Below are 19,262 nucleotides of genomic sequence, written 5' to 3' on the forward strand. Positions count from 1 at the left end.
TGAGCCTGGCCGAACTGATGTGGATTGGTGGGCGATGGCCCGAGGATCCATGATCCTCGGGCCCTCACCCGTTGGTCAATTTGGCGACGCCGTGAGACGACGCCGTGACAAGGCCGTACGGCGGTCCGCTTCGGACCGCCGTACGGCGCATGTCACTTGGCCTTTTCGAGGATCTCGACGACGCGCCAGCGCTTCGTCTTCGACAGCGGCTTGGTCTCCATGACCAGAACGCGGTCGCCGATGCCGGCCTCGTTGTTCTCGTCGTGGGCCTTCAGCTTGGAGCTGCGGCGCAGCACCTTGCCGTAGAGCGCGTGCTTCACGCGGTCCTCGACCTCGACCACGACGGTCTTCTCCATCTTGTCGCTGACGACCAGGCCCTCACGGGTCTTGCGGTCGTTGCGAGCGGTCTGCTCGGTCATGCGGCACCATCCTCGTTGCCCTGCGTTGAATCGTTCTGGCCCGGGGCGGTGCGAATGCCGAGCTCGCGCTCGCGGAGGACCGTGTAGATCCGAGCGATGTCCTTCTTGACCGTGCGGAGACGGCCGTGGCTCTCCAGCTGGCCGGTGGCGGCCTGGAAGCGGAGGTTGAAGAGCTCCTCCTTGGCCTCGCGGAGCTTGGCCTCCAGGTCGACGGCGTTGAGCTCGTCGAGCTCGTGAGCCTTCAGGTCGTTCGCCATCAGAACTCACCTGCCTCTCGCGTGATGAAACGGCACTTCATGGGGAGCTTGTGGATCGCGCGGCGCATCGCCTCGCGGGCCACGTCCTCCGGAACACCGGAGAGCTCGAACATGACACGGCCGGGCTTGACGTTGGCGACCCACCACTCCGGGGAGCCCTTACCGGAACCCATGCGGGTCTCGGCCGGCTTCTTGGTGAGGGGACGGTCCGGGTAGATGTTGATCCAGACCTTGCCGCCACGCTTGATGTGACGGGTCATGGCGATACGAGCCGACTCGATCTGTCGGTTGGTCACGTAGTGACCCTCGAGCGCCTGGATGCCGAAGTCACCGAAGGCGAGCGACGTACCGCCCTTGGCAGCGCCGGTGCGCTTCGGGTGGTGCTGCTTGCGGTGCTTGACGCGACGGGGCATCAGCATGACGGTCAGGCCTCCTGGCTGGTCGTCTCGGCGGCGGCGGCCTCAGCAGCCGGAGCCTCGGTGGCAGGGGCCTCGGAGCGCTCGCCACGAGCCGGGCGGGAGCCGCCACGGTTCGGACGGTCACCGCCGCGGCTCGGCCGGCCGCTGCGGCCGGGGACACCGGCGCGCGCAGCCTGCTGAGCCTGACGCTCGGCACGGGTGCCGGCGACCTCGCCCTTGTAGATCCAGACCTTCACGCCGATGCGGCCGAAGGTCGTACGGGCCTCGTAGAAGCCGTAGTCGATGTCGGCACGCAGCGTGTGCAGCGGAACGCGGCCCTCGCGGTAGAACTCGGTGCGCGACATCTCGGCGCCGTTGAGTCGACCGGAGCACTGGATCCGGATGCCCTTGGCACCCGAGCGCATCGTGGTCTGCATGGCCTTGCGCATGGCGCGACGGAACTGCACGCGACCGCTGAGCTGCTCGGCGACACCCTGGGCGACCAGCTGAGCGTCGACCTCGGGGTTCTTGACCTCGAGGATGTTCAGCTGGACCTGCTTGCCGGTGAGCTTCTCGAGCTCGCCACGGATGCGGTCGGCCTCGGCGCCGCGGCGACCGATGACGATGCCGGGACGCGCGGTGTGGATGTCCACACGGACGCGGTCACGGGTGCGCTCGATCTCGACCTTGGCGATGCCGGCCCGCTCCATGCCCTTGGAGAGCAGCTTGCGGATGGCGACGTCCTCGCCGACGTACGACTTGTACAGCTTGTCGGCGTACCAACGGGACTTGTGGTCCGTCGAGATGCCGAGGCGGAAGCCGTTCGGGTTGATCTTCTGGCCCATTACTTCTTGCCACCCTTCTTGGCCGCCACGACCTCGGCCGGCTGAACGGCGAGGGTGATGTGGCTGGTGCGCTTGTTGATCCGCGTCGCACGGCCCTGGGCACGGGGGCGCCAGCGCTTCATGGTCGGACCCTCGTCGACCTGGGCGACGGAGACGACCAGCGTGCCGCGGTCGAGACCCTCAGTGGTCTCGGCGTTGGCGATGGCGCTCTCCAGCACCTTGTAGACGGTCTCCGAGGCGGCCTGCGGCGCGAACGCGAGCAGGGACAGAGCCTCGTCGACGGGCAGGCCACGGACCAGGTCGACGACCCGGCGAGCCTTCATCGGCGTGATGCGCTGGTAGCGGGCGACGGCGAAGGCGCCCACCTCGTCGCCGAGGAGCGACTGGCGGCGGTCGCTGGTCTTAACGCGCTCGGTGGCGGTCATCGACGCTTCCCCTTCCGGTCTTCCTTGACGTGACCCTTGTACGTGCGGGTCGGAGCGAACTCGCCCAGCTTGTGACCGACCATCGAGTCGGACACGAACACCGGGACGTGCTTGCGACCGTCGTGCACCGCGATCGTGTGTCCGATGAAGGACGGCAGGATCATCGAGCGGCGCGACCAGGTCTTGATGACGTTGTGGGTGCCCTTCTCGTTCTCGGCGTCCACCTTCTTGAGGAGGTGGCCGTCGACGAAGGGGCCCTTCTTCAGGCTGCGAGGCATGTCAGTTACTTCCTACCCTTGCCGGACTTGCGACGGCGGATGATCATCGAGTCGGAGGCCTTGCGCTTACGCGTACGGCCCTCGGGCTTGCCCCACGGGGTCACGGGGTTGCGACCACCAGAGGTCTTACCCTCACCACCACCGTGCGGGTGGTCGACCGGGTTCATCACGACACCACGGACGGTCGGGCGGACGCCCTTCCAGCGCATACGGCCGGCCTTGCCCCAGTTGATGTTCGACTGCTCGGCGTTGCCGACCTCGCCGATCGTGGCGCGGCAGCGCACGTCGACGAAGCGCATCTCGCCGGAGGGAAGGCGCAGGGTGGCCTTCGAGCCCTCACGAGCGATGAGCTGGGCGGAGTTGCCGGCCGAGCGAGCCATCTTGGCGCCGCCGCCGGGGCGGAGCTCCACGTTGTGGATGGTCGTACCAACCGGGATGTTGCGCAGCGGCAGGTTGTTCCCGACCTTGATGTCAGCGGTCGGACCCGACTCGACGACCTGGCCCTGCTCGATGCCCTTCGGGGCGACGATGTAACGCTTCTCGCCGTCGAAGTAGTGCAGGAGCGCGATGCGGGCGGTGCGGTTGGGGTCGTACTCGATGTGAGCGACCTTGGCCGGCACGCCGTCCTTGTCGTAGCGCTTGAAGTCGATGATGCGGTACGCACGCTTGTGACCGCCACCGATGTGCCGGGTGGTGATCCGGCCCTGGTTGTTGCGGCCACCGGTCTTCGGCAGCGGAACGGTCAGCGACTTCTCGGGGGTGGTCCGGGTGATCTCGACGAAGTCGGCCACCGAGGAGCCTCGACGGCCCGGGGTGGTCGGCTTGTACTTACGGATAGCCATGTGTCTTCAGTCCTTACTCAGACCCGGTCAGGCGACCGGACCCCCGAAGATGTCGATACGGTGACCCTCGGCGAGGCTCACGATCGCGCGCTTGGTGTCCTTGCGCTTGCCAAGGCCAACCCGGGTGCGGCGAACCTTGCCCTTGCGGTTGATCGTGTTGACCGAGGTCACCTTGACGTTGAACACCTTCTCGACCGCGATCTTGATCTCGGTCTTGTTGGCGTCCGGGCGGACGATGAAGGTGTACTTGTTGGCGTCGAGAAGGCCGTAGCTCTTCTCGGAAACCACCGGCGCGAGCAGAATGTCGCGCGGGTCGTAGTGCAGCGTGCTCACTTCTCGTCCTCCGACTCAGCAGCGGCGGCCTTCTTCGCGGCCGTCTTCTTCGCGGCGGTCTTCTTGGCCGGAGCGGCGGCAACCTCAACGCCGGTGAAGGCGGAGTAGGCGGCGGTCGAGAAGACCACGTCCTCGGCGTTCAGCACGTCGTACGTGTTGAGCTGGTCAGCAGCGACGATGTGCACCTTGGGCAGGTTGCGGAACGACAGCCAGGCGGCGACCTCGGCGCGGTCCAGGACCACGAGGAACTTGGTGCGCTCGGTCAGACCGGCCAGGCCAGCAGCAGCGGCCTTGGTCGACGGCTTCTCGAACGCGAAGTCCGCGACGTGGATGCGGCCGTTGGCAGCGCGGTCCGAGAGGGCGCCCTTGAGAGCGGCGGCCTTCATCTTCTTGTTGGTGCGCTGGCTGTAGTCGCGCGGAGTCGGGCCGTGGACAACGCCACCACCGCGGTGCTCCGGGGCGCGGACCGAACCCTGACGGGAACGGCCGGTGCCCTTCTGCTTGAACGGCTTGACGCCCGAACCGGAGACCTCGCCACGGTTCTTCGTCTTGTGCGTGCCCTGGCGAGCAGCGGCAAGCTGGGCGACGACGACCTGGTGGATCAGCGGAACGCTGACCGGAGCCTCGAAGATCTCGGCGGGCAGGTCGACCTTGACAGTGTTCAGAGCCATGATCAGGCCTCCGTCTTCTTCGCGGCCGAGCGGAGGACCACGAGACCACCCTTGGGGCCGGGGACGGCACCCTTGATGATGATCAGGCCCTTCTCGGCGTCGACGGCGTGCACGGTCAGGTTCTGGGTGGTGACGGTGTCAGTACCCATCTGGCCGGCCATGCGGACGCCCTTGAACACGCGACCGGGGGTGGCGCAAGCGCCGATCGAACCCGGCTTGCGGTGGTTGCGGTGGGCACCGTGGGAGGCGGAGACACCGGAGAAGCCGTGACGCTTCATGGTTCCGGCGAAGCCCTTGCCCTTGCTGGTGCCGGTCACGTCGATCTCGGTGCCCGCAGCGAACGTGTCGACCGGGAGCTCCTGGCCCACGGTGTACGACGAGGCGTCGGCGGTGCGGATCTCGACGAGGTGGCGGCGCGGCGTCGTGCCCGCCTTGGCGAACTGGCCGGCCTGCGGCTTGTTCACCTTGCGGCCCTCGATCTCGCCGAACCCGACCTGGACGGCGTTGTAGCCATCGGTCTCGGGGGTGCGGATCTGGGTCACGACGTTGGTGTTCGCCGCGATGACGGTGACCGGGACGACCTTGTTGTTCTCGTCCCAGAACTGGGTCATGCCGAGCTTCGTGCCCAGCAGGCCCTTCACGTTGCGTTCGAAAGTCATCTCAACAACCTCAGAGCTTGATCTCGATGTCGACACCGGCCGGCAGGTCGAGACGCATCAGCGAGTCGACCGTCTTCGGGGTCGGGTCGATGATGTCGATGAGGCGCTTGTGGGTGCGCATCTCGAAGTGCTCGCGGGAGTCCTTGTACTTGTGGGGCGAGCGGATGACGCAGTACACGTTCTTCTCGGTCGGCAGCGGCACCGGGCCGGCGACCTTGGCACCCGTGCGGGTGACCGTGTCCACGATCTTGCGCGCCGAGGTGTCGATCACCTCGTGGTCATAGGCCTTGAGCCTGATGCGGATCTTCTGTCCCGCCATCTGTCTCTCTCGTCCTTCTCGTCAGCGTTGCCGCGTGCGTGCTCAGGACGTCCTCGGGGTTGAGTCAGTCCAGCCCGGTTACTCACCGCCGCCGCAGACCTTCGACCCCCGCGGTCGGGCGTGTCGCTCTTATTGGCTGACGCCACGCGACACTGGCCCCTTGACCAGGATCTCCACTCTGCGGTTGTTTCGGCAGCCCCCGACAGGTTCGTCAGGTGCGAATCGGACTCCCGGCGCGGTGCGGACATGACTGACCACCGACCGACACCCGAGCCCACGAGGGGCTCTCAACGGGAGAAGCGATTCAGTAATCAAGATGTGCCGCACCCCGGCAGTCCACCGGAGCAACCCGAGAATCTTGTCAGAGGTTGACCCACAGACCAAATCCGGCGGACGCCCCTTGCGATGAGAGCGTTCCCACGTCAGTGTGATCTGCGTTACGTAACTGTTATTCCTGAGAGGGCGCTGAGTATTGACCTCAAGGTTTCCCGGCGCTTGCATCAGGAGGGACAAGGGAGCGGCGTAGCCGAATCGGTCGGTCGCTGCATCGAGAGAGAGAGGCAGAGATCAGATGCGAGTAGGCAAGACGCGCCGAGGGGCCGCAGCCGTCGCGGTCGTGGCGAGCGCAGCCATCGTCCTGGCCGGTTGCGCCAAGGACGACAACAGCGACACCAAGGCCTCCGGCACGTGGCCGGGCGCCAAGGACTCCAAGTGCTCCGGCCTGAGCCAGCTGTCCCAGTACGGCGACCTGACCGGCAAGACGATCGAGGCGTACACCTCGATCACTCCGCCGGAGGGCGACGCCCAGGTGCGCTCCTACGCGCTCTTCACCGAGTGCACCGGCGCCAAGATCACCTACAACGCCAACAAGGACTTCGAGACGAACGTCCTCGTCCGTGCCCAGGGCAACGACCTGCCCGACGTCGCGTACGTTCCGCAGCCGGGTCTGCTCAAGCAGCTCGTCGACACCGGGACCGTCGTCGAGCCGCCGAAGGACGTCCAGGACAACGTGGACAAGTTCTGGAGCGCCGACTGGAAGAACTACGGCACCGTCGACGGCACGTTCTACGCCGCTCCCCTGGGCGCGAACGTGAAGTCGTTCATCTGGTACTCCCCCGCCACGTTCAAGAAGAACGGCTGGACGATCCCGACCACGTGGGACGACCTGATCAAGCTGTCCGACAAGATCGCCGCCAGCGGGAAGATGAAGCCGTGGTGCGCCGGGTTCGAGTCCGGCTCGGCCACCGGGTGGCCGGGCACCGACTGGCTCGAGGAGCTGATGCTGCGTACCGCCGGGCCCGACGTCTACGACGACTGGGTGTCGCACAAGATCCCGTTCAACGATCCGCAGGTCGCGACCGCGCTGGACAAGGTCGGGGACATCCTCAAGAACTCGAAGTACGTCAATGCCGGGTTCGGTGACGTGAAGTCGATCGCCGGCACCGCCTTCGGTGATGCGGGTCTGCCGATCCTCTCCGACAAGTGCGCGATGATGCAGATGGCCGGGTTCTACGCCGCCAACTGGCCGGCGGGCACCAAGGTCGGGCCGGACGGCGACGTCTACGCCTACTACGAGCCCACCATCGACGCGTCGAAGGGCCAGCCGGTCGAGGGTGGCGGCGAGTTCGTGGCGGCGTTCAACCACAATCCCGCCACCGAGGCCTTCCAGACCTACCTGTCGACCGACGTGTGGGCCAACGAGAAGGCGAAGGCGACGCCCGACGGCGGCTGGCTCAGCGCCAACAAGGGGCTGGACGTCAACAACCTGACGAGCCCGATCGACAAGCTCTCGGCGCAGATCCTGGCCGACCCGAAGGCGGTGTTCCGCTTCGACGGCTCGGACGCCATGCCGGGCGCGGTGGGCGCGGGCACGTTCTGGAAGGAGATGACCAACTGGATCTCCGGCCAGAGCACCAAGGACACCCTCGACAACATCGAGGCGTCCTGGCCCGCCTCCTGACGGACCCTGAGTCGGCTCCCCGTTGAGCCGACGGGCCGGGTCGTACGGCCAGACCGTGCGACCCGGCCCTGTCCCGTTCTCCCCTTCGAACAGTCAGGAGTGCCATGTCCAACGGCGAGAAGTTCCTCCAGATGGGGATCGCCATCGTGCTCTTCTTCGCTGTCGTCGCCGCGATCCTGCTGCTCACCCAGCGGCTCCGCTCACGGCGCGGCGAGCTCGTGCAGACGGCGGCGTTCCTGCTGCCCGCGGTCTTCCTCATCGTCGTCGGGCTGCTCTACCCGGCGATCAACACCATCATCTGGTCGTTCCGCGACAACCTCGGCCACAAGTGGGTCGGCCTGGACAACTACCACACCATCTTCGGCAGCAGCGCCGAGATCAAGGTGCTCTACACGACCGCTCTGTGGGTCGTCGTGACCCCGCTGGCCTCGACCGGGATCGGGCTGACGTACGCGGTCCTCATCGACCGGGCCGCCTTCGAGAAGTTCGCCAAGGCGCTCATCTTCCTGCCGATGGCGATCTCCCTGGTCGGCGCCTCGATCATCTGGAAGTTCGTCTACGCCCCGAACATCGGTCTGCTCAACGCGGTCTCGGGCACGCTCGGCCTGGGCGACAACCACTCGTGGTACCAGGACCTCAACAGCTCGCCCTGGAACAGCCTGTACCTGATCGCGATCATGGTCTGGGTCCAGACCGGCTTCGCGATGACGGTGCTCTCCGCCTCCATCAAGGCGATCCCCACCGACATCGTCGAGGCGGCCAGGCTGGACGGCGTCGGCGGGATGAAGATGTTCCGCTACATCACCGTGCCGAGCATCCGACCCACGATCATCGTGGTCCTCACCGCCATCACGATCTCGACGCTCAAGGCGTTCGACATCGTGCAGAGCATCGGCGCGGGCGGCGCGTGGCACACCAACGTGCTCGCCTACGACTTCTACATCCGGCAGTCCCAGGGCCAGAACGCCACCGCCGCGGTCGTCGCGGTGCTGATCTTCGTCCTGGTCAGCCCGGTCGTGGTCTACAACGTCCGGCAGATGCGAAAGGCGGAGGCGCGATGAACCACCCCACTCGAATGCTCACTTCGTTCCGCTCCGAACGGGGACCCCGATGACGACCGTCGTACCCGAAGGGGCGATGGCCGAGGCACCGGTCGTCTCGACCCCCGGCGCTGCCAAGCAGGCGCTGACCTCACCGTGGGCGTCGCTGGCGGCCATCGTGCTCGCGGTGGTGTGGACGGTGCCCACGGCCGGGCTGCTGATCTCGTCCTTCCGCCCCGAGACCGACGTGAAGACCACCGGCTGGTGGCACATCTTCACCAGCCCCCGCTTCACACTCGACAACTACCGTGCGGTGCTCTCCTCGGGCTCGCAGAACGACCTGACCGGCAACCTGGTCAACACGATCGTGATCACCCTGCCGGCGGTGATCATCCCGATCTTCTTGGCCACGATGGCGGCGTACGCCTTCGCCTGGATGCGGTTCCCGGGGAAGAACCTGCTCTTCGTGCTGGTCTTCGCGCTGCAGATCGTCCCGATCCAGGTGTGCCTGATCCCGCTGCTGAAGCTCTACAACAAGCCGCCGTTCAACCTGATGCCGATCCACGGCGGCCAGAACCCGCCGGCGGGCGGGCTCTACTCGGTGTGGCTCTCGCACACCATCTTCGCGCTGCCATTGGCGATCTTCCTGCTGCACAACTTCATGCGCGAGATCCCCGGCGAGCTGATCGAGTCCGCGCGCGTCGACGGCGCCGGCCATGTCCAGATCTTCTCCCGGATCATGCTCCCGCTGATGACGCCCGCGATCGCGGCGTTCGGCGTGCTGCAGTTCCTGTGGGTGTGGAACGACCTGCTGGTCGCGATGATCTTCAGTCAGTCCACACCACCGCTGACCAAGGCCCTCACCGATCTCACCGGCACCCGCGGCCAGGACTGGCCGTTGCTCACCGCCGGTGCGTTCGTCTCGATGGTGATCCCGATGATCGTCTTCATCGCGTTGCAGCGGTTCTTCGTACGAGGGCTGCTGGCCGGTTCCGTGAAGGGCTGAACGCCGGGAGGTGGAAATGCGGGCGGCCCGCCATCCCCGAGTGGATGGCGGGCCGTTTCCCTGTGCGCGACCGCTAGAACGGAGGGAGCACGCACAGCGCCTGGGCGCAGCGAACGCGACGGATCAGATGTCGAGCGCGTTGGCCGCGATCACGCCGGAGTAGAAGAACGCGGAGTCCTTCGGGTGGCGCGTCTGGGTCGGGAAGTCGACGTGGATGATGCCGAACCGCTTCGCGTAGCCCCAGGCCCACTCGAAGTTGTCCATCACCGACCACGCGTAGTAGCCGCTGACGTCGACGCCCTTGTCGACCGCGTCGAGCACGGCGCCGAGGTGATCGCGCAGGTAGTCCACGCGCTCGGTGTCGTGGACCGCGACGGTCGACTCGTCGGCCTCGGCATCCGCGACGGCCTGCGGGTCGAGGGTCTCCTCGCTCGAGATGCCGTTCTCGGTCACCTGCAGCGGCACGCCGTAGTCGTTGTGCAGCCGCACCAGCAGGTCGGTGAGACCGGACGAGACGATCGGCCAGCCCATGATGGTGGTCGGGACGTCCGGGCCGTAGCCGATGCTGGCGGCCCGGTCCGTGCCCGGGAAGGTCGCCTGGCCCGGCGTCGGCGCCGCGATCCGCTGGGGGTTGTAGTAGTTGACCCCGAGGAAGTCGATCGGCTGGTGGATGATCGCCTCGTCGCCGTCCTTGAGGAACGACCAGTCGGTGAGGTGACTGGTCGTCTCCAGCAGCTCGGCCGGGTAGCCGCCCTTCAGCATCGGGTCAAGCCAGATGCGGTTGGCGAGGAGGTCGAGGTGCTGGGTGGCGGCCAGGTCCTCCGCCGAGTCGGAGGCGGGCTCGAGCTGGTGGATGTTGAGGGTCACCGAGACACCGGTGGTCGCCGGCAACACCGAGCGCAGCGCCTGGACGGCCTTGCCGTGCGCCAGGTTGAGGTGGTGCGCGACCGGGTAGCACAGCGAGTTGTCGGTCAGGCCCGGCGCGTGCTCGCCGCTGCCGTAGCCGAGGTACGCCGAGCACCACGGCTCGTTCAGCGTGGTGACGGCGCTGAGCCGATCGCCCAGTCGCTCCCCCACCACGCGAGCGAACTCGGCGAAGTGGTCGGTGACCGTACGGTCCAGCCAGCCGTGGCTCTCGCCCTGGTCGAGCGCCTGCGGCAGGTCCCAGTGGTAGAGCGTGGCCAGCGGGTTGATGCCGCGCTCGAGCATGCCGTCGACCAGGCGGTCGTAGAAGTCCAGACCCTCCTTGTTGAGCGTCTTGCCGTCCGCCATGACGCGCGGCCACGCGATGGAGAGGCGGTAGTTGTGGAAGCCGAGCTCGGCCATCAGGTCGAGGTCGGACTCCCAGCGGTGGTAGTGGTCGCAGGCGACGTCGCCGGTGTCACCGGCGACGACCTTGCCCGGGGTGTGCGAGAAGGTGTCCCAGATGCTCGGGCCGCGACCGCCCTCGGTCGCACCGCCCTCGATCTGGTAGGACGCCGCAGCGACGCCCCACACGAAACCTTCAGGAAAACGACGGGTCATCCCTTGACCGCTCCTTCCATGATGCCGCCAACGATCTGGCGTCCGAGTAGGGCGAAGACGATGAGCACCGGAACGGTGCCGTAGAGCGTCCCTGCCATGATGATCGACTGCTGCGGCGCGAAGCCACTGGCAAGACTCTGGAACGCGACCTGGATGGTCGGGTTCTGCGAGTTGAGGGTGATGAGCGGCCAGAAGAAGTCGTTCCAGGCCGTCAGGAAGGTCAGCATGCCGAGGACCGCCATCGCCGGGCGCACGGCCGGGACGACGATCTGCAGGAAGACCTTGGTGGTGCTCGCACCATCCATGTAGGCGGACTCGATCAGCTCGTCCGGGACAGCCTTGGAGATGTACTGGCGCATGAAGAAGACGCCGAAGGCGGTGACCAGGGTCGGCAGGATGACCGAGCTCAGGTGCCCGGCCAGACCCCACTTCGCCATCAGCATGTAGAGCGGGATGACGCCCATCTGGGTCGGGACCATCATGGTGCCGATGCAGACGCCCAGCAGGACGTTGCTGCCCCTGAACTTCAGCTTCGCGAAGGCGAAGCCGGCCAGGGTGCACAGCGCCACGGTGCCGGCGGTGATGCAGCCGGAGACGATGACGGAGTTGATCAGGCCCTTGTTGAGCGGGGCCATCTCCAGCGCCTTGTGGATGTTGGAGAAGATCGAGGTGTTCGGGAACGCCGGCGGCGGGCTGGCGGCCATCTCGGCGTTGGTGTGCGACGCCATCACGATCGTGTAGTAGAGCGGGAAGATCGAGACGAGCGCGACCAGGCTGACCAGGACGTACGTCCCACGACCCGCCTCGAGCGCGCCGTGCAGCTTCTTCTTCCGCTTCTTCGTGGTCGCGGGCGCGGCGGCGACCACGCTGACCTGCATCTGCCGCTCGCTCATCGGACGGCCCCCTTCTTGATACCGCGGTTCTCACGGCGACGCGAGATCAGCAGGTTGGCGAGGACCGCCAGCAGGATGATCACGAACATCGACCACGCTGTCGCCGAGGCGAGACCGAGGCGGTCGTTGGCCCAGCCCTGCTGGTACATCAGCAGGCCGAGGGTCTGGTACTGGTTCTGGGTGCCGCCGTCGGGCAGGCCGCCGTGGTACAGCAGCGGCTCGCCGAAGAGCTGCGCCGAGCCGATCGTCGAGACCACGATCGCGAAGATGATGGTCGGGCGCAGACCGGGCAGCGTGACGTGACGGAACTGGCCCCACTTGCCGGCACCGTCGACGGACGCGGCCGCGTAGAGCTCCTGGTCGACGGCCTGCAGGCCGGCGAGGAAGATCAGCGCGTTGTAGCCGGTCCAGCGCCACATCACGATCGAGGCGATCGCGAACTGCGCGGGCCACTTCGAGCCCTGCCAGTCGACGCGAGGCAGGTGCACGAGGTCGAGCGCCCAGTTGATCAGGCCGTACTGGGGGCTGTAGAGCTCGAGGAAGATGACCGTCGCGGCCGCCAGGCTGGTGGCGTACGGCATCAGGATCGCGACGCGGAAGAACGTGCGGCCGCGGAGCTTGTGGTTGAGCAGGTGCGCGATGCCGAGCGCGATCACCAGCTGCGGCACCGCGGAGATGATGCCGATGGTGAGCGTGTTCCGGAACGCGTTCCAGAAGTAGTGGTTGGTCAGCAGGTCCTTGTAGTTGGCCAGGCCGACCCATTCCTGCTGGTCGTACGTCGACAGGCGGACGTTGTGCAGCGAGACCCATGCCGTGTCCAACCACGGGTAGACGCTGAACGCCGCGAAGACGAGGAAGAACGGGAGGATGTAGACGTAGGCGATCCGGCTACCCGCCGAGCGACGCTTCGGCGTGCCGCCGGGAGTACGCCGGGGCCGGCGGCGGGAGAGATCTCCCGCCGCCGGCTCCGTGGTAAGCGTTGACGTCATCAGCCAGTGATCTGCTTGACGGCGTCGAGGGCGGCCTTCCAGGCGTCGTCCGGGTTGGTGCCCTTGGTCTCGACGTTGGTCAGCTGCGCGTTGATGGCCGACTGGATCTGGGTGTCGAACTGGCCGGTCGGCGGGATCGTGATGTTCTTGGCGATGTTGCCGTAGATCTTGCCGATGTTCTGACCACCGAAGTAGTCGCTGGTCGCGTTGGCGACGGTCGGGTCCTCAGCGGCCTGCTGGTTCGACGGCCAGTGACCACCGTCGGTCCACATCTTGATCTGGTTCTCCTTGGTGGAGAGCCACTCGACGAGCGCGATCGCGGCGGCCTGGTTCTTCGAGGCCTTCGGAACGCCGAGCCACGAGCCACCCCAGTTGGCCGAGCCACCCGGGGTGACCGGGGCGACGGCCCACTTGCCCTTGCCCGCGTCGCCGGCCTGGCTGGTGATGTAGCCCATCATCCAGGTCGGGCAGGAGAGCGCCGCGAAGGAGCCGTCGGAGAAGGCCTTGTTCCACGGGTCCTGCCACTGCGGCAGACCGGCGGAGATCTTGGCGTCGGCGGCCTGGGTCGCGAGGTCCCACGCCGTCTTCACGCCATCGCTGTTCTCGACGTCGGGGTCGTTGGAGCTGTTGTCGTAGGCCTCGGTGCCCTGGTACACGGCACCGTTGAAGATGGAGTTGACCGAGTCGATGAAGTGCGAGTTGGCCTGCTTGGTCGAGGAGGCCTCGTACTGCTTGCCCAGGTCGATGACGCCCTGCCAGGTCGCGAAGTCCTTGGTGAGGGTCGCGTCGTCGGTCGGCAGGCCGGCCTTCTGGAAGAGGTCCTTGCGGTAGCAGATCGACTCGGGGCCGACATCGGTGCCGAGGCCCACGGTGGTGGCGCCGTCGGAGGTGGACGCCATGTCCCACTTCCACGGGTAGAACTCGGCCTTGTCCGCGGCGGCGTTCGGGACCGTGTTCCAGTTGACGAACTGGTCCGCGTGGTTCTTCACGACATCGCCGACGAAGCCGATCTCGATGCCCTGGACGTCGTCCAGGCCGCTGCCGGACGCGAGGCGCGTCTTGAGCTTCGTCCAGTAGTCGGCCGACTGCTCGACGTCGTCCTCCTTGACCGTCACGTTCGGGCACACCTGGTGGTAGGCGTCCCACATGCCGGCTTCCTTGAAGCCGAAGGTGCCGAACAGGCCGACGGTCAGCGTGATGTTGTCCTTGGTGCCACAGGGGCCGGCGTCGGCCGAGGCCTTCGCGTTCGAGTCAGAGTTGTCGCTTCCGCAGCCGGTGAGGGCGAGCGTGCCGGCGGTCACCAGTGCGGCAACCGACGCCATCGCGCGGCGACGCGTGTTGTTGAGACGCATTCATCCACTCCTGAGTTCTTCCAGTCGGTGAGAGCGCTCTCACACCGCGACTGGAATACTGGACGTGAAGGGCGTCACATGTCAAGAATTCGCTGAGAACGCTCTCACGCCGTTACCGGACCGTGACCTTCAGGCAACCGTCCAGCAACCCGCGCGTGGCAGCCCCGACCCGCCGCGGCCCCTCGGGGGACGCACAGGCGGACGTACAGGCGGACGCACAGGGACGTGCTCACGCGGAGGTACGGACGACCAGCTCCACGGGCAGCACGACGCCGCGCGGCCCGTCCTCGGCGCCGTCGAGACGCGCCAGCAGGACGCGCGCCATGGTGGCGCCGAGGTCGTCCATCGGCTGCCGGATCGTGGTCAGCGGCGGATCGTTCTCGGCGGCCCCGCTGATGTCGTCGAAGCCGATCACCGCGATATCCTCCGGAACCCGCCGGCCGGAATGCCGCACCGCACGGATGACGCCGAGGGCCGCGAGATCGGAGCCGGCGACGATGGCATCGACGTCGGGACGACGCGCAAGCAGCCGGGTCGCCGCCTCGTACCCCTCGGAGATGCTGAACCCGCCCGGTTCCACGAGGTCCTCATCGATCACCCGACCGGCGTCGGCGAAGGCCGCCCGATAGCCGACGAGACGGTCCTGGGCCGCGGTGAGGTCGAGGGTGCCCGTGACGGCCGCGATCGTCGTGCGCCCGATGTCGATCAGGTGGGCCGTCGCGATCCTCCCGCCCGCGACGTTGTCGGCATCGACGAAGAAGACCGGCGCCTCGGAGTAGGGGCGCCCGCTCAGCACCGTCGGGACGCCGGCGGCCTCGAGTCGCACCTGGAGGTCGTCGTCGCCGTGGACCGAGAGCAGCAGGACGCCGTCGACGTGCCCGCCGCTGGCGTAGGCGAGGAACCGGTCGCACTGCGCCTGTGTGGAGGCGATCGCGAAGTTGAGCTGGAGCCCGCGCTCGGTGACGGCGGCCTGGCTCGAGCGGAGCATCGCGAGGAAGAAGGGCTCGGTGAAGAGTCGCTCCTCGGTCTCGTTGACCAGGAACGCGATCGAGTCGCTGCGGCCGGTGACCAGCGATCGCGCCGCGAGGTTGGGCGTGTAGTTGACCTCGCTCGCGGCACGCTCGACGGCCGCGACCGCCGCGGGGCTCACGTTGGAGGCGCCGCGCAGCACCCGGCTGGCGGTCGCGCGGGACACGCCGGCCTGGCGAGCGACCTCCTCGAGGGTCACGGCGCGAGGCCCCTTGGCCGGCCCCTTGGACTCTGTCACGAGCGCAGTGTTGCATGCCGGTCGGCACCTCACATGGCTGCCACAGGAAACGCAGCGCGCGTGTTGGGGTCAGGACCGGGTGTAGGTGAGGTCGGTGATGACCCGCCCCTTGGCGACGCCCTTGCGCTCGAACTTCGTCAGAGGACGGTCGGACCACCGCTCCACGGCCCCACCGCTGAGCAGTGGCTCGGCGTCGAGCACCTCGATCATCTGCTCGGCGTAGTCGGCCCAGTCGGTGGCCAGCCGCCAGGTGCCGCCGGGAGCCAGCCGCGAGGCGACCAGGGCCGCGAACGCCGGGTTCACCAGCCGGCGCTTGTTGTGCCGGGCCTTGTGCCACGGGTCGGGGAAGAACGTCCACAGCTCGGCCAGCTCGCCGGGACCGATGGTGTTCTCGAGGACCCAGACGGCGTCGACGCTGCACATCCGGACGTTGTCGATGCCGGCCTTGTCGAGGCGGCGCAGGGTGTCGGCGACGCCCGGCTTCCAGACCTCGATGCCGATCACGTTGTGGTCGGGGCGCGCAGCGGTGGCCAGCGCCTCCCCCACCCCGGAGCCGATCTCGACGAGGTACGGCGCCCTGCGGCCGAACCGCTCGGCCCAGTCGAAGCCCTCGGCCGCGACCTCCGCCTCCGGCACGACCCACTCGGCGGCGCGCTTGTCCCAGGCCTGTTGCTGCGGCGTGGTGAAGCGCCCGCCGCGCCGGGTGTAGCTGACCACCTCACGCAGCGGACGGCCGTCCTCGGTGAGGCGGACTCCGGGGCGGGCAGGGTCGACGGCGCCAGACATGCGTGCCATTCTCCCCGCCGGCACCGTCCGGCCCTGAATTGGCGATCGCGGAGGTGTCACCTACGGTGTTTCGATGCTTTCGGTCCCCCGCCTGTCAGCGCTCCTCGCCGGCACCGTCGCCAGTGCCCTCGCCGCCGGCCTCCTCCTCGCCCCCGCGACCCGAGCCGAGGACCCCGGTCCGGTCCACGCCGGCAATACGTTCGGCTGGTACCCCGATGCGCAGCACTACGAGTTCGAGCGCTGGGGTCACCCCAAGCCGCTGACCAGCGACTGGGGGTCGAGCGGCGGGCGCGCCACCGAGCAGGGTGGCCAGATGACGCTCAACGCCCGCAACGGGCGCAGCACCGTCGTCACGCTGCGCGGCGACGGCCACCGTACGGGACGCTGGGAGCTGCGCTGGCAGGGCTACAGCCTCGGCAATGGCGCCAACCACTACGAGATGAGCAGCTCGCTGGTCCCGGCCGCCAAGGCGGCACGACGCTGCGGACCGGACATCACCTTCCAGGACGTCACGCTGCCGTCCAGCCGCGCCTCGTTCGCGCTCCGCTCCGGACACGGCGCCTCGTACACCGCCTCCACGTCCTCGCGCGGCGAGTCCTTCGGCGGGCGCGACCACTGGCACACCTTCGCCGTCGAGGTGACCCCGCGGCGGATCTCGTGGTTCGTCGACGCCCACGTGGTCTCCACCGAGACCCGTCCGGCCGCGCTGACGAACGTGCCCTTCACCGTGCAGCTGCGGATCGCGCCGACCACGGCCGGCCGGGGCGATCAGGCCCGGATGGGCGTGGACTGGCTGCGGTACTGGACGCTGCGCAAGCCCGACTCCCGGTCGGTGGCCGCACCTGCCCCGCACCGCTCGACCTACGCCGCACGCGGCTGCTGAGGCTCCTCCCGGGTACCGGGGGGACATGAGACGACATCTGAGCAAGCTGTCGATCGGGCTCGCCACCGCGGCCCTGCTCGCGCCGCTCGGCGCCGCCGGGGCGGTGAGCGCCGCAGGCGCTCCGGGCGCGTCCCACGGGCGGATCCCCGGGCCGATCAACGCCGGCAACACGTACAAGTGGGGCCCGATCAGGCAGCGCTACGAGTTCGAGACCCGGCGCCTGGAGCGCTACTGGCACCAGGCCGGGCCCGGGCAGGTCCGCAACCAGTACGGGATGCTCACCCTCAACACGCGCGCCCACGGCACCCTCAGCGCGACGCTCGCCCGCAAGGGCCACGCCTTCGGCCGCTGGGAGACCAGGATGCGTGCCCACCGGTTCACCGACGGGCACGCGCCGTACCGGGTCGTGGTCTCGCTCGTCCCGGCCGGCGCGCGTTCGCAGCACTGCGGCGCCGGCGACATCGGGATGACCTCCTTCGTCCCGGATCGGGACGGGCCGGCGACCTGGGTGACGCGGCAGCGGCCCGCCACCCAGCACACGTTCTCGCGGGCGCTGAGCTTCGCGCCGAACGAGTGGCACACCTTCGCCGTCGAGGTGACCAAGCACCGGATCGCCTGGTTCGTCGACGCAAGGGCGGTGTCCGTCCTGCGGGTCGCGCACCCGTCGCGGGTGCCGCTGACCGTGCGGTTCACCATGCAGCCCGAAGGCAGCGGAACCCACGACGCCAGCCGGATGCAGATGGACTGGCTGCGCTACTGGACCCTGAAGGACCCCGACGCCAAGCCGGTACGCGGCCCGGCGCCCACCGCCTCCACGTACAGCGGTGCCTGCTGACGTCGCGACGGAGCCGAAATGGAGAGAAGCCCCCGAGCCTTGCGGCTCGGGGGCTTCTCAGCGACTTACGTCAGATCACTTGGTGATCTTGGTGACGCGGCCAGCGCCGACGGTGCGGCCACCCTCGCGGATGGCGAAGCGCAGACCCTCGTCCATGGCGATGGGCTGGATGAGCTCAACGACCATCTCGGTGTTGTCGCCCGGCATGACCATCTCGGTGCCCTCGGGCAGGGTCACAACGCCCGTCACGTCCGTGGTACGGAAGTAGAACTGCGGACGGTAGTTGTTGAAGAACGGCGTGTGACGGCCGCCCTCCTCCTTCGAGAGGATGTAGACCGAGGCCTCGAAGTTGGTGTGCGGGGTCGTGGTGCCCGGCTTGATGACGACCATGCCGCGCTCGATGTCCTCGCGCTTGGTGCCACGGAGGAGCAGACCGACGTTCTCGCCGGCCTGGCCCTCGTCGAGGAGCTTGCGGAACATCTCGACACCGGTGACGGTCGACTTCTGGGCGGTCTCGCGGATGCCGATGATCTCGACCTCCTCACCGACCTTGACGATGCCGCGCTCGATACGACCGGTGATGACGGTGCCACGACCGGTGATCGTGAAGACGTCCTCGACGGGCATGAGGAACGGCTTGTCCGTCTCGCGCTCCGGGGTCGGGATGTACTCGTCGACGGCCGACATCAGGTCGAGGACCGACTGGCCCCACTTGGCGTCGCCCTGGAGCGCCGGGAAGGCAGCAACCTTGACGACCGGGATGTCGTCGCCCGGGAACTCGTACTCGTTGAGGAGCTCGCGCACCTCCATCTCGACGAGCTCGATGAGCTCCTCGTCGTCGACCATGTCGCACTTGTTGAGCGCGACCACGAGGGCCGGGACGCCAACCTGGCGAGCGAGCAGGACGTGCTCGCGGGTCTGCGGCATCGGGCCGTCGGTGGCGGCGACGACCAGGATCGCGCCGTCCATCTGAGCCGCGCCGGTGATCATGTTCTTGATGTAGTCGGCGTGACCGGGGCAGTCGACGTGCGCGTAGTGACGCGACTCGGTCTGGTACTCGACGTGGGCGATCGAGATCGTGATGCCGCGCTGGCGCTCCTCGGGAGCCTTGTCGATCTCGTCGAACGCCGAAGCGGCGTTCAGGTCCGGGTAAGCGTCGTGCAGGACCTTGGTGATCGCGGCGGTCAGCGTCGTCTTACCGTGGTCGATGTGACCGATGGTACCGATGTTGACGTGCGGCTTGGTCCGCTCGAACTTCGCCTTAGCCATTACTGGCTCCTC

23 protein-coding genes are annotated in these 19,262 nt (G+C 67.6%); 5 read left to right on the top strand and 18 right to left on the bottom strand.

Translation table 11 applies throughout. The annotated features are described in order from the left end of the window. Positions 1-152 precede the first annotated feature (152 nt). The 11 genes from rpsQ to rpsJ are packed head-to-tail and all read right to left on the bottom strand — an operon-like array spanning position 153 to position 5,446. Positions 153-419: a 30S ribosomal protein S17 gene (gene rpsQ / locus ACZ5L9_RS02770; RefSeq protein WP_464533510.1), complete on the bottom strand. Its 267-nt coding sequence runs from the start codon at positions 417-419 to the stop codon at positions 153-155. Next, positions 416-676, bottom strand: coding sequence for a 50S ribosomal protein L29 (gene rpmC / locus ACZ5L9_RS02775; RefSeq protein WP_464533512.1), 261 nt, complete (start codon positions 674-676; stop codon positions 416-418). Before rpmC ends, rpsQ begins: the two co-directional genes overlap by 4 nt. Beyond that, positions 676-1,095, bottom strand: a complete 420-nt coding sequence (gene rplP, locus ACZ5L9_RS02780; RefSeq protein WP_464533514.1) for a 50S ribosomal protein L16 — start codon at positions 1,093-1,095, stop codon at positions 676-678. Before rplP ends, rpmC begins: the two co-directional genes overlap by 1 nt. A gap of 5 nt (positions 1,096-1,100) precedes the next feature. Further along, on the bottom strand, positions 1,101-1,919 hold the full coding sequence (rpsC, locus tag ACZ5L9_RS02785) for a 30S ribosomal protein S3 (RefSeq protein WP_464533518.1): 819 nt from the start codon (positions 1,917-1,919) through the stop codon (positions 1,101-1,103). Further along, the gene (gene rplV, locus ACZ5L9_RS02790) at positions 1,919-2,344 is read right to left on the bottom strand and encodes a 50S ribosomal protein L22 (RefSeq protein WP_464533523.1); all 426 of its coding nucleotides are present in this window, start codon (positions 2,342-2,344) and stop codon (positions 1,919-1,921) included. The genes rpsC and rplV overlap by 1 nt, the downstream gene beginning before the upstream one ends. Further along, on the bottom strand, positions 2,341-2,622 hold the full coding sequence (gene rpsS, locus ACZ5L9_RS02795) for a 30S ribosomal protein S19 (protein WP_107700753.1): 282 nt from the start codon (positions 2,620-2,622) through the stop codon (positions 2,341-2,343). The genes rplV and rpsS overlap by 4 nt, the downstream gene beginning before the upstream one ends. Positions 2,623-2,627: 5 nt before the next feature. Further along, positions 2,628-3,464, bottom strand: a complete 837-nt coding sequence (gene rplB / locus ACZ5L9_RS02800) for a 50S ribosomal protein L2 (protein ID WP_464533527.1) — start codon at positions 3,462-3,464, stop codon at positions 2,628-2,630. A 27-nt stretch (positions 3,465-3,491) separates the two neighbouring features. Next, positions 3,492-3,797, bottom strand: a complete 306-nt coding sequence (gene rplW / locus ACZ5L9_RS02805) for a 50S ribosomal protein L23 (protein WP_464533531.1) — start codon at positions 3,795-3,797, stop codon at positions 3,492-3,494. Next, positions 3,794-4,468 (bottom strand): 50S ribosomal protein L4, encoded by a 675-nt coding sequence (rplD, locus tag ACZ5L9_RS02810; protein WP_464533534.1) that lies wholly within the window; start codon positions 4,466-4,468, stop codon positions 3,794-3,796. The genes rplW and rplD overlap by 4 nt, the downstream gene beginning before the upstream one ends. Before the next feature lie 2 nt (positions 4,469-4,470). Then, entirely contained in the window at positions 4,471-5,127 is a 657-nt protein-coding gene (gene rplC / locus ACZ5L9_RS02815; protein ID WP_464533538.1) for a 50S ribosomal protein L3, read from the bottom strand. Positions 5,128-5,137: 10 nt separating this feature from the next. Further along, entirely contained in the window at positions 5,138-5,446 is a 309-nt protein-coding gene (rpsJ, locus tag ACZ5L9_RS02820; protein ID WP_008360994.1) for a 30S ribosomal protein S10, read from the bottom strand. Between the two features lie 616 nt (positions 5,447-6,062). Between rpsJ and ACZ5L9_RS02825 the strand changes: the two genes are divergently transcribed. The 3 genes from ACZ5L9_RS02825 (at position 6,063) to ACZ5L9_RS02835 (ending at position 9,452) form a co-directional block, all read left to right on the top strand. Further along, positions 6,063-7,406, top strand: coding sequence for an ABC transporter substrate-binding protein (locus ACZ5L9_RS02825; protein ID WP_464533542.1), 1,344 nt, complete (start codon positions 6,063-6,065; stop codon positions 7,404-7,406). Positions 7,407-7,510: 104 nt separating this feature from the next. Continuing rightward, a complete protein-coding gene (locus ACZ5L9_RS02830) occupies positions 7,511-8,467 on the top strand; it encodes a carbohydrate ABC transporter permease (RefSeq protein ID WP_464533546.1) in 957 nt (318 codons plus the stop codon). Between the two features lie 49 nt (positions 8,468-8,516). Then, positions 8,517-9,452 (top strand): carbohydrate ABC transporter permease, encoded by a 936-nt coding sequence (locus ACZ5L9_RS02835; protein WP_464533551.1) that lies wholly within the window; start codon positions 8,517-8,519, stop codon positions 9,450-9,452. Between the two features lie 123 nt (positions 9,453-9,575). On the opposite strand, the gene ACZ5L9_RS02840 is transcribed toward ACZ5L9_RS02835, so the two are convergent. From ACZ5L9_RS02840 to trmB, 6 genes are all read right to left on the bottom strand, one after another. Next, positions 9,576-10,976: a GH1 family beta-glucosidase gene (locus ACZ5L9_RS02840; RefSeq protein ID WP_464533553.1), complete on the bottom strand. Its 1,401-nt coding sequence runs from the start codon at positions 10,974-10,976 to the stop codon at positions 9,576-9,578. Further along, entirely contained in the window at positions 10,973-11,869 is an 897-nt protein-coding gene (locus tag ACZ5L9_RS02845) for a carbohydrate ABC transporter permease (protein ID WP_464533557.1), read from the bottom strand. Before ACZ5L9_RS02845 ends, ACZ5L9_RS02840 begins: the two co-directional genes overlap by 4 nt. Continuing rightward, positions 11,866-12,858: a carbohydrate ABC transporter permease gene (locus ACZ5L9_RS02850; protein WP_464533559.1), complete on the bottom strand. Its 993-nt coding sequence runs from the start codon at positions 12,856-12,858 to the stop codon at positions 11,866-11,868. The genes ACZ5L9_RS02845 and ACZ5L9_RS02850 overlap by 4 nt, the downstream gene beginning before the upstream one ends. After that, entirely contained in the window at positions 12,858-14,210 is a 1,353-nt protein-coding gene (locus ACZ5L9_RS02855) for an ABC transporter substrate-binding protein (protein WP_464533564.1), read from the bottom strand. Before ACZ5L9_RS02855 ends, ACZ5L9_RS02850 begins: the two co-directional genes overlap by 1 nt. 229 nt (positions 14,211-14,439) lie before the next feature. Next, on the bottom strand, positions 14,440-15,477 hold the full coding sequence (locus tag ACZ5L9_RS02860; protein ID WP_464533568.1) for a LacI family DNA-binding transcriptional regulator: 1,038 nt from the start codon (positions 15,475-15,477) through the stop codon (positions 14,440-14,442). A 69-nt stretch (positions 15,478-15,546) separates the two neighbouring features. Continuing rightward, the gene (gene trmB / locus ACZ5L9_RS02865; protein ID WP_464533571.1) at positions 15,547-16,263 is read right to left on the bottom strand and encodes a tRNA (guanosine(46)-N7)-methyltransferase TrmB; all 717 of its coding nucleotides are present in this window, start codon (positions 16,261-16,263) and stop codon (positions 15,547-15,549) included. A gap of 73 nt (positions 16,264-16,336) precedes the next feature. Here trmB and ACZ5L9_RS02870 point away from each other — a divergent pair, with 73 nt between their 5' ends. Both ACZ5L9_RS02870 and ACZ5L9_RS02875 read left to right on the top strand, forming a co-directional pair. Then, positions 16,337-17,146: a family 16 glycosylhydrolase gene (locus ACZ5L9_RS02870; protein ID WP_464533573.1), complete on the top strand. Its 810-nt coding sequence runs from the start codon at positions 16,337-16,339 to the stop codon at positions 17,144-17,146. Positions 17,147-17,171: 25 nt separating this feature from the next. After that, positions 17,172-17,981: a LamG domain-containing protein gene (locus ACZ5L9_RS02875; protein ID WP_464533576.1), complete on the top strand. Its 810-nt coding sequence runs from the start codon at positions 17,172-17,174 to the stop codon at positions 17,979-17,981. Between the two features lie 75 nt (positions 17,982-18,056). Here ACZ5L9_RS02875 and tuf read toward each other — a convergent pair whose 3' ends face one another. Then, entirely contained in the window at positions 18,057-19,250 is a 1,194-nt protein-coding gene (tuf, locus tag ACZ5L9_RS02880; RefSeq protein WP_464533578.1) for an elongation factor Tu, read from the bottom strand. Positions 19,251-19,262: the final 12 nt, after the last annotated feature.

The organism is Nocardioides sp. JCM 18998 (assembly GCF_055391535.1).